Origin of the sequence: Neobacillus sp. DY30 (assembly GCF_030123065.1) — a bacterium.
Lineage (GTDB): Bacteria > Bacillota > Bacilli > Bacillales > Cytobacillaceae > Neobacillus.
In genome coordinates, this window is sequence record NZ_CP126093.1 from 1,473,109 (window position 1) to 1,487,717 (window position 14,609).

The 14,609-nt window shown below is 37.4% G+C and carries 13 protein-coding genes; 8 read left to right on the forward strand and 5 right to left on the reverse strand.

What is annotated here, in order from left to right; all coding sequences use genetic code 11:
- Positions 1-75 precede the first annotated feature (75 nt).
- Genes QNH29_RS07170 through QNH29_RS07185 form a run of 4 tightly spaced genes read right to left on the reverse strand, consistent with a single transcriptional unit; the run spans position 76 to position 4,905 of the window.
- A complete protein-coding gene (locus tag QNH29_RS07170; RefSeq protein WP_283864129.1) occupies positions 76-1,140 on the reverse strand; it encodes a YheC/YheD family endospore coat-associated protein in 1,065 nt (354 codons plus the stop codon).
- A complete protein-coding gene (locus tag QNH29_RS07175) occupies positions 1,131-2,501 on the reverse strand; it encodes a YheC/YheD family endospore coat-associated protein (protein WP_283864130.1) in 1,371 nt (456 codons plus the stop codon). The genes QNH29_RS07170 and QNH29_RS07175 overlap by 10 nt, the downstream gene beginning before the upstream one ends.
- The gene (locus QNH29_RS07180; protein ID WP_283864131.1) at positions 2,479-3,582 is read right to left on the reverse strand and encodes a YheC/YheD family endospore coat-associated protein; all 1,104 of its coding nucleotides are present in this window, start codon (positions 3,580-3,582) and stop codon (positions 2,479-2,481) included. Before QNH29_RS07180 ends, QNH29_RS07175 begins: the two co-directional genes overlap by 23 nt.
- Positions 3,583-4,905, reverse strand: a complete 1,323-nt coding sequence (locus tag QNH29_RS07185; RefSeq protein ID WP_283864132.1) for a YheC/YheD family endospore coat-associated protein — start codon at positions 4,903-4,905, stop codon at positions 3,583-3,585. It abuts the gene before it with no gap.
- 215 nt (positions 4,906-5,120) lie between these two features.
- Here QNH29_RS07185 and QNH29_RS07190 point away from each other — a divergent pair, with 215 nt between their 5' ends.
- The 5 genes from QNH29_RS07190 (at position 5,121) to QNH29_RS07210 (ending at position 10,778) form a co-directional block, all read left to right on the forward strand.
- A complete protein-coding gene (locus QNH29_RS07190; protein ID WP_283864133.1) occupies positions 5,121-5,468 on the forward strand; it encodes a YlbF/YmcA family competence regulator in 348 nt (115 codons plus the stop codon).
- 125 nt (positions 5,469-5,593) lie between these two features.
- Positions 5,594-6,463 carry a Cof-type HAD-IIB family hydrolase gene (locus tag QNH29_RS07195; protein ID WP_283864134.1) on the forward strand — a complete coding sequence of 290 codons (870 nt, stop codon included), beginning with the start codon at positions 5,594-5,596 and terminating at the stop codon, positions 6,461-6,463.
- A 123-nt stretch (positions 6,464-6,586) separates the two neighbouring features.
- Positions 6,587-8,098, forward strand: a complete 1,512-nt coding sequence (locus QNH29_RS07200) for a coproporphyrinogen III oxidase (protein ID WP_283864135.1) — start codon at positions 6,587-6,589, stop codon at positions 8,096-8,098.
- A 123-nt stretch (positions 8,099-8,221) separates the two neighbouring features.
- Positions 8,222-9,838 carry a long-chain fatty acid--CoA ligase gene (locus tag QNH29_RS07205; RefSeq protein ID WP_283864136.1) on the forward strand — a complete coding sequence of 539 codons (1,617 nt, stop codon included), beginning with the start codon at positions 8,222-8,224 and terminating at the stop codon, positions 9,836-9,838.
- A 151-nt stretch (positions 9,839-9,989) separates the two neighbouring features.
- Complete coding sequence (locus QNH29_RS07210; protein WP_283864137.1) at positions 9,990-10,778, forward strand: enoyl-CoA hydratase; 789 nt, start codon at positions 9,990-9,992, stop codon at positions 10,776-10,778.
- A 45-nt stretch (positions 10,779-10,823) separates the two neighbouring features.
- On the opposite strand, the gene QNH29_RS07215 is transcribed toward QNH29_RS07210, so the two are convergent.
- On the reverse strand, positions 10,824-11,009 hold the full coding sequence (locus QNH29_RS07215) for a YhzD family protein (RefSeq protein WP_283864138.1): 186 nt from the start codon (positions 11,007-11,009) through the stop codon (positions 10,824-10,826).
- 115 nt (positions 11,010-11,124) lie between these two features.
- On the opposite strand from QNH29_RS07215, the gene QNH29_RS07220 reads away from it, so the two are divergent.
- The 3 genes from QNH29_RS07220 (at position 11,125) to QNH29_RS07230 (ending at position 14,596) form a co-directional block, all read left to right on the forward strand.
- Positions 11,125-12,024 carry an ABC transporter ATP-binding protein gene (locus QNH29_RS07220; RefSeq protein ID WP_283864139.1) on the forward strand — a complete coding sequence of 300 codons (900 nt, stop codon included), beginning with the start codon at positions 11,125-11,127 and terminating at the stop codon, positions 12,022-12,024.
- On the forward strand, positions 12,017-13,270 hold the full coding sequence (locus QNH29_RS07225; RefSeq protein WP_283864140.1) for an ABC transporter permease: 1,254 nt from the start codon (positions 12,017-12,019) through the stop codon (positions 13,268-13,270). The genes QNH29_RS07220 and QNH29_RS07225 overlap by 8 nt, the downstream gene beginning before the upstream one ends.
- Before the next feature lie 108 nt (positions 13,271-13,378).
- A complete protein-coding gene (locus tag QNH29_RS07230) occupies positions 13,379-14,596 on the forward strand; it encodes a metallophosphoesterase (protein ID WP_283864141.1) in 1,218 nt (405 codons plus the stop codon).
- The last annotated feature ends 13 nt before the right edge of the window (positions 14,597-14,609 follow it).

Here is a 14,609-nt window from a genome sequence, read left to right on the forward strand (position 1 = left end):
CGGTAACATCTCCCTTTAATACTAGTGATTATTACTAGCTTACGGGAAATAATGAATACAATCCAGCAAAACTTTTCAGACGGTCTTATAACCAGTCAGCTGCAGGAATAGCTGGCATAAATGTTCAATTTTTCTTTCCTCTATGTGTGTTTCATCAAAACTCATCGGTTTTGAGTTTACCTCATAAATATAGTAATGTCCTGATTGGCTGATCCCGGCGTCAATGGAGAATTCACCGAAAAAGCCAAACCTTTCCGTTAGTGACGCCCCAATATGCTCGACAAGTGTTCCAATAATAAGGTCGTGTTCCTTGTTTTGTAATAGCTCATATGGCAAAAGTTGCCCGCCTGCAGGAATATGAGTGGTGATATCCTGTTTTTGGGATTGTCTGATTCCAATTCCGGTAACCTTATAATGATTATAATCAGCATGTGCCAGGATACGAAAATCAAATCTCTTTCCTTCATAAAGCATCGATTTTATTTCTTCTTGAGCCAAGTAGTCTTTCTCTAATAGTTTATTTTCCCATTCTTCCCAAAAGGAATCGAATGAGCCAAAATTATAACTATCTTTCAATCCTATTAGATGGATTTCTTTCTGGTTAACTATTTCTAATTTGAAAATTCCATTCCCTCTAGCTGAATGAGACGGTTTTAAGTATATGGATTGATATTGAGATAAAAATGCAAAAAGCTTTTGTTTATGTCTGACAGGTATCGTTGCTGGTAAAAAGGTCTGAAGAAAGGGATGGTTTTTAAAGAGGTGATACAGCTTAGCTTTATCAATAAAACCAGGATTAAAAAAGGGAATATTTTTTTCCTTCAAGCTGGCAAAGAACATACTGATTTTTAAGTCTTTCTCTGACCTTCGAAAGGGAATTCGATTGTAAACGAGATCGGGAAAAGGGGAGGTGATTCTTTCCCATCCATTTTTTTCAGGATTATATATAAATCCGTCAATGGATTCCTGATGAACTCCTTCCAAGGTAAAGATAAAGCTTACTCCATTAAGTGAAATAAGCTTTTTTTGCAGTTCCATGAAAAGGTTACCGTTTCCAGCAATCGACCCATCTTTTTTTCGTGCAGTCAATATTCCAATAATGGGTGCTGTACTTTTGCTCCATGAATTATTCACTGCCATTTGATAACTTCCTCGGGATGCAGAATGGATTGTTCAGTCAAAAAAACTGCAAACGCCAACGATAATTTACAGGTGAGTTGGTCGAAATCCTTTAAATCCGGATGACTAAATATCGATCTCCCTGGCTTAGAATTTGCTTCAAATAACCAAACATCTCCGTGTTTGTCAATTCCTAAATCAAAACCTATCTCTGCAATAATACCTTCCATATTGTTTGCTATTGCTTTACTTAACAATAGTGCAGCATTTACAAGCTTTTCTTTAAAAAGATTACAGTCTGCCGGTTTGAAGATTTCCGCTAGTGTTTTGATCTCCCCGCCACTTCTGGCGTGAGTAGTTACACTGCCATGCCCTGCTATTTTTGCTGCCAATGCTGTGACATGCCAAACCCCTTTTTCATCCTTGTTTGTGTGAATACGAAAATCAATTGGACGTTGTTCATGCCGCAATAAATGAATGCCTTGCTGCACAATCATTTTGTCTAAATTACGGTAAGCAAGAACAGTTTTAAACAATCCTTCTAGGGACGAGAACTTCCGTAAACGATTCACACCCTCACGATCTTGATAACGACAGTAATATTCGTCTTGAATTTTATCAAACAGAATTTGATGTACACCTAATCCCAAGCTTCCATTTACGGGCTTTAAATAAATATGACCATATTTAGAAAGCATTTCCTCGATCATTGAGAAGGAAGTAAATGCGTGTGTCTCTGGAAGATATTTAGTGACTGAATGTTCCTGCTGCAATCTCTCATAAATATCGAGTTTACTAAAAAAGCCGGGATTATACCATGGAATAAGATAGTCTCTTTGTAAAATTTCTTTCACCTTCACTAGTTTAGGATTTCTTTCACTTTTACGGTTCGGCAGGCGGTCATAAATAACGTGTGGAAAGGGCACCTCAATACTTTGCCAATTTTGATCATGGTAAAAATAGCCGCTAATTGTCCCTATATCCCAGTTGATATGCTGTTCTCCAAAAACAAATGGGATCGCTCCGACCTTTGTTTTAACCGATAATAATTTAGAAAAAAAGTTCGTTCTGTCACCTAATGGGCGGTGGGGGAATGGTGTGAAGCCTGCCGTAAATATTCCAACTAACGGTCCCATATTGAGAACATGATCATCGACAAATACATGTAATTTTATTAAAAAATCGGGAAATAGTAATTGTTTTTTTACCATCTCGCTGATCACAATAGAGTTGTTTTTCTTAGGGTTCATTCTAAAGTCAACTTCAATTGCTTTTGATCCAAATGCAATTTTGTTAATATCCTTATCCCGTAAGAGCTCTTGAGGACAATATACTACTAATCCGCTGTGATCAGCTATTTCAATGGTATAGCGTTTTCTCATAGGAGCTCTTCCTTTCTTTACTTTCTGTTCGAATAAGGTATTCTCCATATAATAGTGGAGCCTGGTATAATGTTTCTTTTAACTCTGGCTCCGTTTTTAAGATTACTTTTCTCCCTGGCTTTGAATTTACGTCGAGAATCCAAAGAGCACCATTCTTTGCCACCCCTATATCAATGCCAATTTCGAATAGTGGTGAAATTTCTCTTTCGAGAATTTCTGGGAGATTGGTGGTTATAAAATTTAACTCTGAACAAATATATTCTTTGTGAATTTGCGACAAGGTGGAGGACCAAGTAGTAAAGTCTACCACTGAACCGCCGGCGCTTAAGTTTGAAAGAATACCCCCTGTATTTCCTATTCGGATTCCCTTCCCGCGTTCGACCCAGACACCCTGCTCATCCTTTTGTAGAAGAATTCTAATATCGAAAGGCTTTGATACGGTATTTGATAATTCAAGATAGGGCTGGATAAGATAGGGACGAAAGTTGATCAGGGGCTGCAGCCATTGAAACAGTTTTGATTCATTTGGGAAAATTCTAGAGATAATTTTCTTATTCTTTTCAGTTTTTACATGGATGGTTTTATCGTTTTTCTTTAAATAATAAATTCCGTAACCTTGAGATCCATTAATGGGTTTTATAATTGCTTTTTTTTGTTTGGTTAAGGCGGATATCACTTCTGAACAATCCTTAACGGCTTGTGAATGAGGTAAATAGGGCGCCAACCGAGAGTCAGATAATATTTTATATAATTCAAGTTTATTAGGCAGTCCAAATCCTAAAAAAGTAATTTCCTCTCTGCTTTTTAGCCAAGTAACAATCGGAATACATTGCTTTGAATGTACATCATCTCCATAAAAACAGCGATCATAAATGAGCGAAGGAATTGGAAATTCTTCATCTGTCCAATTCTGTTCTAATGCACAGTAGCGTCTTCCTTGGACTAGTTGTGTATGTGGATTAATAGCAGAGGGAAGAAAGTGAAAACACTCCATACCGCAGGAATGGCTCCGTGCAGCTATTTCATTAATATACGAAGCTTCACTTTCTACGTTTAAGGTCATAATTCCAAAGGTGTTCATCTATGAATCCTCCAATTCTGAGGTTGTATCTATTGCAAGCTTTGTACAAAACTGAATAATTGCTTTGGCAGACGGTCTTAGTTTCATTTGACCATCTTCAAAGTTTTTTGATGGTTTCGAATTCACTTCAATAATCCATGGTTTTCCTTCCTGATCAATTCCAATGTCAATCCCGAGCTCTCCTGTAATTCCGGCAGTTTTTCTTCCAATAATCATGGCCGTTTCAATGGCTAGATCTTTCATTTGAGTTATAACTACTTTGGCATCGCTGACACTCATGCTTTCTCTTAAAGCATTTAGTGGAGTCATGATTTCTCCGCCCCTGGCAATATTCGAAACAAACTCATTTTCTGCTGATATACGAGCAACCACTGAGGTAACATTCCAGCTGTTTTGATGATTTTTATGACATAATACTCTATAATCCATTCCTCTAGATTGATAGGTAAGAAGGGGGATTCCCTGTTGGATAATATAGATTCGATTGTTCAGCCAAGGTTTTAATAGGCAATAAATTTCCTCAAAGGAAAGATTCGTAAACTTGTTTTCTGCAGCAGATGTGACGGAAGATTCTAACGAATAAAGGTTGTTTTCTTTGTACATTTTAAAAATATTTCTACCTTGACTTCCATGCACAGGTTTAATAAAAAGTGTTTCATATTTTTCTGCAAAAGCAGTAAGATTATCTTTTGTGAAAATATTTGTATCTGGTATATAAGAATGAAGATGGTTTTCATGGATTAAGTGCTCATGAACCTCCCATTTTGATAGGAAGCGATCATTAAAAAGTGGAATACATAGCTCTGCAAGCTTTTGGCGAAATAATTGATACTCCTTTCCAAATTCCATTCTCCGGGAGTGGATACGATTATAAATAACATCCGGCAGAGGGAGTTCTGCTGGCTTCCATATCCCAGCGTCAAAATAATATCCTTGAACAGAAAAATTCAGATAGGAAAATATATATAGAAATCCACCCTTTTCGGTTATCCCATGATGAAGTTCTTCACAAAAGTTATGAATCGATCCAAAATGTGGTTGATCATTTTTGTTATTTTTAAAGTCTGTAACCAAACCAATGATTGGGCCTAAAAAAAGGGAATTTATTTCTTTTTTATAAATAGCATGGAATTTATATGGTTGAATCGGTAAACAAAAATGTTGAAACAGATTTTCAGGGAAGTGAATCTCGGCTGCTGACATCTCGACAGTTCGTATATTTACTTTCACCATTTTCTTTCCTATAGTAATCTTTACTTGATGTTTTTCAAGCCTCAGTAATGTGAACAGTTGTGAGGACATCTGAGCAAAAATATCGCTCATGTTTCCGGCTTCTATAGGAACAATTGTGATAGGGGGCATAGTCACTCCTCATTTATAGGGGATTATATGTTAAAAATAGGCAATCGTAGATATGGTATCCTATGTTACCGCCCAATGGTTGGTGATACTTAATTGCGTACAGTTGAACATCCTCGCATTTACCAACATAGTTTGTTATAGTTAGTAGGATTATTTTCTTAAGAGGAGTGGAACGAATGTCCGTTAATTTATACGATGCAGCTTATGCATTAGAAAAAGCGATTCGTCAAAGCGATGAATATAAACAATTACAGCAGATGTACCATGAAGTAAATGCAGACCCAACAGCAAAGAATATGTTTGACCAATTCCGTCAAATTCAAATGAATTTACAGCAAAAACAAATGATGGGGCAAGAGATATCAGAGCAGGAAGTCCAGCAGGCACAATCAACGGTAGCTGTTGTACAACAAAATGAAAAAATAGCCAGACTCATGCAGGCAGAACAGCGGATGAGCATGATTATAGGGGAGCTAAACCAACTAATTATGAAGCCTTTAGAGGAACTATACGGAAATTTTTAATAACGTAACAAAAAGCTTTCGGTTTTCCGAAAGTTTTTTCTTTTCTATTGCACTTGTTCTATCCTTGTGTGAAAAATCATAAAAGTGTTATAAGGGTAACTTCACCAAGAACAGGGGGCAGCGTAATGATTTATCGTTTGCTTGCATTAAATATTGATGGAACTCTATTACAAAGTAACGGGAAAATTCATAAGTCAACAAAGGAAGCCATCGAGTATGTTCAGCAAAAGGGAATTTATGTAACTCTTATGACATCGAGAAGTCTTCCCTCAGCCAAGAAGGTTGCAAGGGCATTAAAAATAAAAAATCCGCTAATTACACATCAAGGTGCGGTTATTGCAAATATCCAGGATAAACAACATTACATCGAAAGAATTAACGAGAATATTACTTATGACACCGTACGTTTCCTAGAAGGTATGCCGTGTCAAATCAGGCTGGTGCATGAACAATTTTCCTTAGCAAATCGGCTGAAATTAAATAATAATTTGCTAGTTAAAACTGTCTTTACATCAGGAGACCCAGTTTTTTATTCTCAGCAATTTGTTTCCTCATTAAGTGAGTATTTACATGACCAACAGGTAACTCCACCAAAAATTGAGGTTTATTTTGAAGAGGAAAGTGATCTTCAGGATGCGAAACAGGCAATTGAAAAGATGTTTACAGAAATTGAGGCCATCCAATTAGATCGATTACGATTAGATATTGTCCCAGCAGGTGTTTCAAAGTTAAAAGGTTTAGCTTTTCTTGGCAGCCATCTAGGTATCCAGCTAAAGGAAATGGTTGTCATTGGCGAAGGGCTGGATGATATCCCAGCGATTGAGGCTGCAGGTTTAGGAGTGGCCATGTGGAATGCTGATTTTGAAGTAAAAAGAGCTGCAGACTGGGTGACAAGATCGAAAAATGAGAACGGTGTCGCCTATATGGTTAAAGAACACTTCAGAAAACAACAGCCAATTGAGTTTTTAAGGAAAATGAATATCATTAAAAAATAAATTAGCAGACATCATCGTCACATACGGTGATGTCTTTTTCGTTTGTGAATGATTTCCACTATATTGACCTTATTTTGGGGATTATGTACACTTAAAGGAGTATATTTTGAAAGAGTGAGTCTAATGAGAATTTCAGTTATCGGGTTGGAGGATGCAAGATTTGATCGTCAATTAACGCTGATTGCCAATTTGTTTTTTGAAGAAACAGAGATAGTCAAAGTGATAGATGATAAGGCTGATCTAACTATAAAATTTATTATAAATGAAGATGACTACATTCAGGTTTCAGCTGAATTACTTGATACACAGGGAAAATCCTTTTTAACGGATTATCAAAAAGAGGTACAGCCCTTTCAATCGCATAAGGAATATTTTAAGCAGGTCAAAAATGCCGTTGCCCATGTGTATTTGACCCTTCTGCAGAATTGGACAGGAATTATTCAAAAGTGGGGCATTCTTACCGGGGTTAGACCGACAAAGCTTTTACATCGAAAAGTCCAAGAGGGTGTCCCTCAAGAAATTGCCCATCAGCAACTAAAAAATGATTATCTGATTTCAGATGAAAAAATAAAGCTCATGCAGCATATTGTCGACAGACAGCTGGCCATTGTCCCTGATCTTTATGATTTACAAAAGGAAGTCAGTATTTATATTGGGATTCCGTTTTGTCCAACAAAATGTGCCTACTGTACATTTCCTGCCTATGCAATCAACGGCAGACAAGGATCTGTTGATTCCTTCTTAGGTGGTCTGCACTACGAGATTAGGGAAATTGGAGAATGGCTCAAGGAAAAAGATGTGCGAATCACAACGGTTTACTATGGAGGCGGTACTCCAACAAGTATTACGGCAGAAGAAATGGATATGCTCTATGAAGAAATGTATGAGTCATTCCCAGACGTTGAGAAAATACGTGAGATTACTGTCGAGGCTGGCCGTCCGGATACCATTACTCCTGATAAGTTAGAGGTATTAAAGAAATGGAAAATAGATAGGATTAGTATTAATCCTCAATCATATACACAAGAAACATTAAAGGCAATCGGACGCCATCACACCGTTAACGAAACCATTGATAAGTATCATTTAGCGAGACAAATGGGAATGAACAATATCAATATGGATCTAATTATAGGATTGCCAGGTGAGGGGATGACTGAATTTACACATTCACTTGCTGAAACAGAAAAGCTCATGCCTGAATCCCTAACCGTTCATACACTATCGTTTAAACGTGCCTCAGAAATGACGAAAAACAAGAATAAATATAAAGTTGCAGGTCGTGATGAAGTAGAACAAATGATGAATCTTGCAACAGAGTGGACAGGAAACCACGGCTATGTTCCCTATTATCTCTATCGTCAAAAAAATATTCTTGGCAATCTTGAGAATGTTGGATATGCGTTCCCCAATCAAGAAAGCATCTATAATATTATGATTATGGAAGAGCAGCAGACGATTATCGGGCTTGGCTGCGGGGCTTCCAGCAAATTTATCGACCCGCAAACGGGAAAAATTACTCAGTTTGCTAATCCAAAAGACCCTAAAACCTATAACGAAAGTTTTGAAGCGTATACGGAAGAAAAAATTAAAATTTTAAATCAATTATTTTCTGAAAAAGGATCTCCTGCTTAAAATGCAGGAGATTTTTTTAATTCTTATAGAGGAATTGTAAAAAACATCACGAATATTTTATAGGGCAACAGTCATAGAATGTTATACTTTGAAAACGCTTTCAATTATAGGAGGGATTTAGCAATGATGCAAACGCCATTAACAATGACACAGATGATTGAGAGAGCAGAAAAGTATTTTCCGAAGAAACAGGTTGTTTCCAGAACATCGAGTGGCATTCACCGTTTTACGTATAAACAAATCGGTGAAAGAACGAGAAGACTCGCAGATAGTCTAAATAGACTAGGTGTAAAAAAAGGAGATAGGGTAGGAACACTAGCATGGAACCATCATCGTCATTTAGAAGCCTATTTTGCTATTCCGTGTATAGGTGCTGTCCTACATACCATTAACATTCGACTCTCTCCGCAGCATATTTCCTATATTATCAATCATGCAGAAGATAGTGTCCTCTTAGTAGATCCAGACTTAATTCCACTATTAGAAAAATGTGCACATGAGTTAAGAAGTGTTAAGGCTTATGTGATTATGACAGACGACAAGGTACTTCCTAAAACCACACTTTCACCCATCTATGATTATGAAACCTTATTATCGGAAGCCAATTCTAATTTTCAATATCCAGAAGATATAGAAGAAAACGATCCTGCGGGTATGTGCTATACCTCTGCAACTACAGGAAATCCAAAAGGAGTTGTTTACTCACATAGAGGGATTTTTCTTCATAGTATGGCGTTAGGGCTCGCAGATAGTGCCGCAATGAGTGAGAAAGACATAGCATTGCCAGTTGTGCCGATGTTTCATGCCAATGCATGGGGTATGCCATTTGCAGCAGTTTGGTTTGGGACATCCTTGGTGCTGCCAGGACCATATTTTACCCCAAAACTGCTGGCAGAGCTAATTGAAAGGGAAGGAGTTACAATCACTGCTGGTGTTCCAACCATATGGCTTGGTTTGTTAAAAGAACTTGATGAGGGCACTTATGATTTAAGTAGTTTAAGAGGAGTTCTTTGCGGTGGTTCAGCTGCTCCTAAAGGGATGATAAAGTCCTTTGAACAACGGCATAACATACCATTCCTACATGCTTATGGAATGACTGAAACCAGCCCGCTTGTAGTCATTTCAACATTAAAAAGCTATCAAGAAAATTTAGATTATGAGGAAAGACTAGAAATAAGAGCAAAGCAAGGAGTTCTTGTTCCTGGCTTAAGTATAAAAGTCGTGGGCCAGGATGGCGAAGTGGCTTGGGATGGTAAAGAGATGGGAGAATTATGCATTAAGGGTCCGTGGATTGCCTCTGAATATTATAAGGATGAAAGAACACTTGATGCTTTCCGTGACGGCTGGCTCCACACTGGAGATGTAGTAACGATTGACGAAGAAGGCTTTGTAAAAATAGTCGATCGCACTAAGGATTTAATTAAGAGCGGCGGTGAGTGGATATCTTCCGTTGAATTAGAAAATGCATTAATGGCGCATGAATCAGTGTTTGAAGCGGCGGTTGTTGCGGTCCCGCATGAGCAATGGCAGGAAAGACCTGTTGCTTGTGTGGTATTAAAAGATTCATATAAAGATAAGGTGAGAAAGGAAGAATTAATTGAATTTTTAACACCTCAATTTGCAAAATGGTGGCTCCCTGATGAAATTTTGTTCTTAGAGGAAATCCCTAAAACCTCGGTAGGGAAATTTTTAAAGATGACTCTTCGTGAGCAGGTCCAAAAGACAGTATTAGGAAAGTAAGTCGAAGGGGACAAAGAGGCTGCTCTTTGTCCTTTTGTCGTTTTAGGGAGTAGCGGCATTGAAAATTCCATAAATTATGAAAATTTATTCTTTATCCCGGCAAATCAAGCTATAATAGAGTTGAAAATAAAGTTTTTGGGAGGCGTTTGGGGTGACGATTAATTTTGTAACGGATAAAGTAAAAGTGAAGGTAAACGGCCGGGTTGCAACAGTGGAAATGAATAGACCAGAAGCATTAAATGCACTTGATGTAGACATGATAAAGGGGTTAGTCTCTAAACTGAAAGAAATATCTGAATCCGATGATATTGATGTAGTGGTATTAACAGGTAACGGCAGAGCATTTTCGGCAGGCGGCGATATAAAAACAATGCTATCTGAATTGGATGAAAGCGAATTCTTCCCTGTAATGGATTGCATTAGTGAATTAATCATAACTCTTTATAGTATTCCCAAAATAACGATTAGCGCTGTTAATGGTGCTGCGGCAGGGCTGGGTTTTAGTTTAGCCTTGGCGACCGACCACATCATAGCTGACAAAACGAGTAAACTCGCAATGAATTTTATCGGGATTGGTTTAATACCAGATGGGGGTTCTCACTTCTTTTTAGAAAAAAGATTAGGAGAAATCAAAGCAAAACAAGTTATATGGGATGGTAAAATGATGAGCGCACAAGAAGCCATGGAAATCGGATTAGTACAAGAAGTTGCAGATGATTTACAAGAAACTTTAGATGAAAGAATATCGGATTGGCTGAAACGTCCAATTCAGGCTATGATCAAAACGAAAAAGATACTAGCCGATATGAACAGACCGCACTTACTTAAGATTTTAGAATTAGAAAAACATGGCCAGCTAAACATGCGCCGTACATTCGATCACCAAGAAGGAATCCGAGCCTTTATAGAAAAAAGACCAGCAAAATTTATCGGGAAATAAAGTAAGACAGAAAAGAAGCAGCTATTGCTTCTTTTTCTGTTTAGACTAAGAATGAAACAGTAAAAGTTTCCCGCTTGGTGATGTAAAACGATGAGTCTTCTCTAGTAAATTCTTTTCTGCTAATAATTTTTCAGCTAATTCTTTTGCTGCTTCATCATGTTCTGCTTGAATGGCCTCATCTACTATTTTTTCCCCATTTGCTTCAAAGGCAGTTAATTTGTAAGTCTTCATTCTCTAGCCTCCCTTTTTTATATTAGTATTATAATATTCGCATAATTCTTGATATTTTGCAAAAGTGAAACTTTTCCATAAAATTTCCGTATAGTAATTTTGAGGGGGAATTTGTATGGTATTAAAACTAGAACATGTAACAAAACGATTTGGTGCGTTTACAGCTGTTAAGGATCTTTCCATCACCATACCTGAAAAAGAAATGTTTGGTTTTTTAGGGGCAAACGGGGCTGGTAAGACGACCACTTTTCGGATGATTTTAGGGCTGCTAGATTCAAGTGAAGGAAAGATTACTTGGGACGGAAAGCTGATTAATTATTCTACAAGTCATTTAGTGGGTTATCTCCCTGAAGAAAGAGGTTTATACCCCAAATTAAAGGTTAGCGATCAGATTGTCTACCTTGCAAGATTAAGAGGGATGCCGAAAAATGCGGCAGTTTCTCAATTAAAATATTGGTTAGAGAAATTTAAAGTACCAGAATATGAACATAAAAAGGTTGAAGAACTATCAAAAGGAAACCAACAAAAAATTCAATTCATTGCCGCAGTTATACATAACCCCAGATTATTGATTCTTGACGAGCCATTCAGCGGTTTGGATCCTGTAAACGTCGAAATGCTTAAAGAGGCAGTTCTCTCATTAAAGGAAAAGGGAACGACAATTGTATTTTCAAGCCATCAAATGCACCATGTTGAAGAGATGTGCGAGCATCTTTGTATTATGCATAAAGGAGCTCCGGTTGTACATGGTTCATTAAAAGAAATTAAACGTGCCTTTGGTAAAAAAAACCTTGTTATTCATGCTGATTTTCCATTGGAATTTCTGAGAGAGTATCCTGGAGTTGTTAAAGCTAAATCTACAACAGAGGGAATCCATCTGCAAATTGATGGAGAACATGTGGCTGAGAAAATACTTAAAGAGATCGTAAACAAAGGATTTATCAGGAAATTCGACCTTGAAGAGCCTTCTCTAAATGATATCTTTATCGAGAAAGTTGGTGATTCCTATGAATAAATTTTGGATTATTCTATTACATACTTATTTAAATAAATTAAAAACAAAATCCTTTTTGGTCACAACTCTGTTGACAGTAGTCATAACTTTAGGGCTAACAAACATGAGCAATATCATTGAAATTTTTGATAAAGGCGGCGATAAAGAACAGATTGCTGTATTGGACACTACAGGACAGCTATATGAACCCCTGAAAGAACAAATGAGCACCTTAAATAAAAATCTGCGGCTGATAGAGTTTGATGGCACGGAAAAAGAGGCCGAAAAGGCAGTAGAAAAAGGAGAGTATACAGGATTTGTCCAGCTTCGGTATGACCAAGAGCATTTACCTGAAGCGACGTATAAAGCGATGAGTGTTGCTGAGTCACCAATATTTACTGATCTTCAGGCGGGACTTCAACAAATGAAAACCATGCTTGCAGCTTCAAAAATTAATTTAACACCAGAGCAGCTCCAGCAGCTTTATGAACCTGTTTCGTTTGAGAAAATTGCTCTTGAAGAGAATGCGAAAACAGAAGAAGAATTGAATCAGGCTAGAGATCTTGTTTATGTTCTCCTATTTGTTATCTATTTTGCTGTTATTATGTACGCCAGTATGATTGCAATGGAAGTAGCTACTGAAAAATCTTCAAGAGTGATGGAAATTTTAATCTCCAGTGTATCACCTATCAACCAGATGTTTGCAAAAATACTTGGTATTGGTTTGTTAAGCTTAACTCAGCTTGCCGTACTCCTTTCTGTTGGGTATTTCTCAATTAAAAGGAATTTGTCCTCGCTAGAGGGTGGCTTTTTTGACGCATTTGGATTTGGAAATATATCGTTATCAACCATTTCCTATGCTGTTATTTTCTTTATCTTAGGTTACTTCCTCTATGCGACCCTTGCCGCTTTTTTAGGTTCTTTGGTAAGCAGGATTGAAGATGTTCAACAAATGATTACACCAATGACATTACTTGTTGTAGCAGGATTTATGATTGCAATGTTTGGTCTAGGTAAGCCGGATTCACCATTTATCGTCATAACCTCCTATATACCTTTCTTCACCCCAATGATTATGTTTTTACGGGTTGGAATGCTAAATATTCCAGTTTGGGAATCTACATTAGGGATTGCGATATTGTTGGGGACGATTGCCTTCCTAGCAGTATTTGGTGCCCGTGTTTACCGTGGGGGGGTCCTTATGTACGGAAAATCGAATTCTTTTAAGGATATAAAAAAGGCTTTGCAATTAACAAAAAAAGAATAAAATGCTACGGCTTTGCCAATAAAGGCAAAGCTTTTTTAATTCAGAACGTGCATTCGGTTTTTGTGGGTGTTACAATAAAATAAAACTGACTCCAAAGGAGCTCTATATATGAAGCAGATATCATTCATACACGCAGCTGACCTGCATTTGGACAGTCCTATGGTCGGCTTAAAGCAATTACCAGCAAATATCCTTTTAAGAGTAAGGGAGAGTACGTTCACAGCGTTACGAAAGCTTACAGCGGCTGCAATTGATCATAACGTTGATTTTGTCATTTTAGCCGGAGATTTATTTGATGGTGAAGATAGAAGCTTACGTGCACAATCACGCTTCCGTAACGAAATGCAAAAGCTTTCACAAAAGGATATTCCTGTTTATGTTATTCATGGAAACCATGATCATATAAGCGGGTCATGGGTTAACCTAGATATGCCATCGAACGTTCATGTTTTTGGCAGTGAAGTTGAAATGAAGGTATTCCATTCAAAACGTGGAGATACCGTGCATTTATACGGCTTTAGTTATTTGCAAAGGCATATTTTTGATAAAAGAATCGATGACTACCAAAAACAGGATCCTGCTGATTTTCATATTGGCATTCTTCATGGGAATGAAGGGGGAGGAACTGAACATGATAATTACGCTCCTTTTTCCATCAAGGACCTATTAGAGAAAGAATTTGACTATTGGGCTCTAGGGCATATTCATAAACAGACAATATTATCAGAAACGCCGCCGATTATCTATCCTGGAAACCTTCAAGGGCGTAATAAGAAGGAAATTGGTGTAAAAGGATGTTATCTCATTACGTTGGATGAATTTAAAACGAATAAGGAATTTATAGAAACTTCGGATGTGTTGTGGGAAGAAGTTACAGTGGATGTTTCTTCGGCACAAAGCTTTCAAGAAATCTTTCAAATATGTCAGCTGACAATTGAACGGTTACGTAAAGCTGGAACAGGGATTCTGCTTACCTTAAACCTAAAGAGGGTTCATTTAGATGATATCCAAGAGAAAAAGATACTAGACACAGAACTTCTCGAGCTGCTGGTAGACTACGAGAATGATGAGGAATCGTTTGTTTGGATCGTGGATTTAAACCTAGAGGATAACCAACAATTCGATAGAAACAATTTACTGAACGAAGCAGACTTTTATGCCGAGCTGTTTGCCGCCATCGATAACTTTGATAATCCTGAGGAGGCCATTGCACCATTATATCAGCATCAGTTGGGAAGAAAATATTTAACTAGTATAACTGAAAGCGAAGAAAAAGAATTATTACAAAGGGCGGAAAAACTATTAATTGGGTTATTGTATCAATAGTAAAGGAGATGAT

Excerpts from the sequence above, each read along its gene's own strand:
- QNH29_RS07205 (WP_283864136.1), top strand. The coding sequence starts at position 8,222 with ATGATGCAAACGCCATTAACAATGACACAGATGATTGAGAGAGCAGAA.
- QNH29_RS07190 (WP_283864133.1), top strand. The coding sequence starts at position 5,121 with ATGTCCGTTAATTTATACGATGCAGCTTATGCATTAGAAAAAGCGATT.
- QNH29_RS07200 (WP_283864135.1), top strand. The coding sequence starts at position 6,587 with ATGAGAATTTCAGTTATCGGGTTGGAGGATGCAAGATTTGATCGTCAA.
- QNH29_RS07170 (WP_283864129.1), bottom strand. The coding sequence starts at position 1,140 with ATGGCAGTGAATAATTCATGGAGCAAAAGTACAGCACCCATTATTGGA.
- QNH29_RS07180 (WP_283864131.1), bottom strand. The coding sequence starts at position 3,582 with ATGAACACCTTTGGAATTATGACCTTAAACGTAGAAAGTGAAGCTTCG.
- QNH29_RS07220 (WP_283864139.1), top strand. The coding sequence starts at position 11,125 with ATGGTATTAAAACTAGAACATGTAACAAAACGATTTGGTGCGTTTACA.
- QNH29_RS07195 (WP_283864134.1), top strand. The coding sequence starts at position 5,594 with ATGATTTATCGTTTGCTTGCATTAAATATTGATGGAACTCTATTACAA.
- QNH29_RS07175 (WP_283864130.1), bottom strand. The coding sequence starts at position 2,501 with ATGAGAAAACGCTATACCATTGAAATAGCTGATCACAGCGGATTAGTA.
- QNH29_RS07215 (WP_283864138.1), bottom strand. The coding sequence starts at position 11,009 with ATGAAGACTTACAAATTAACTGCCTTTGAAGCAAATGGGGAAAAAATA.
- QNH29_RS07230 (WP_283864141.1), top strand. The coding sequence starts at position 13,379 with ATGAAGCAGATATCATTCATACACGCAGCTGACCTGCATTTGGACAGT.
- QNH29_RS07185 (WP_283864132.1), bottom strand. The coding sequence starts at position 4,905 with ATGAGCGATATTTTTGCTCAGATGTCCTCACAACTGTTCACATTACTG.
- QNH29_RS07225 (WP_283864140.1), top strand. The coding sequence starts at position 12,017 with ATGAATAAATTTTGGATTATTCTATTACATACTTATTTAAATAAATTA.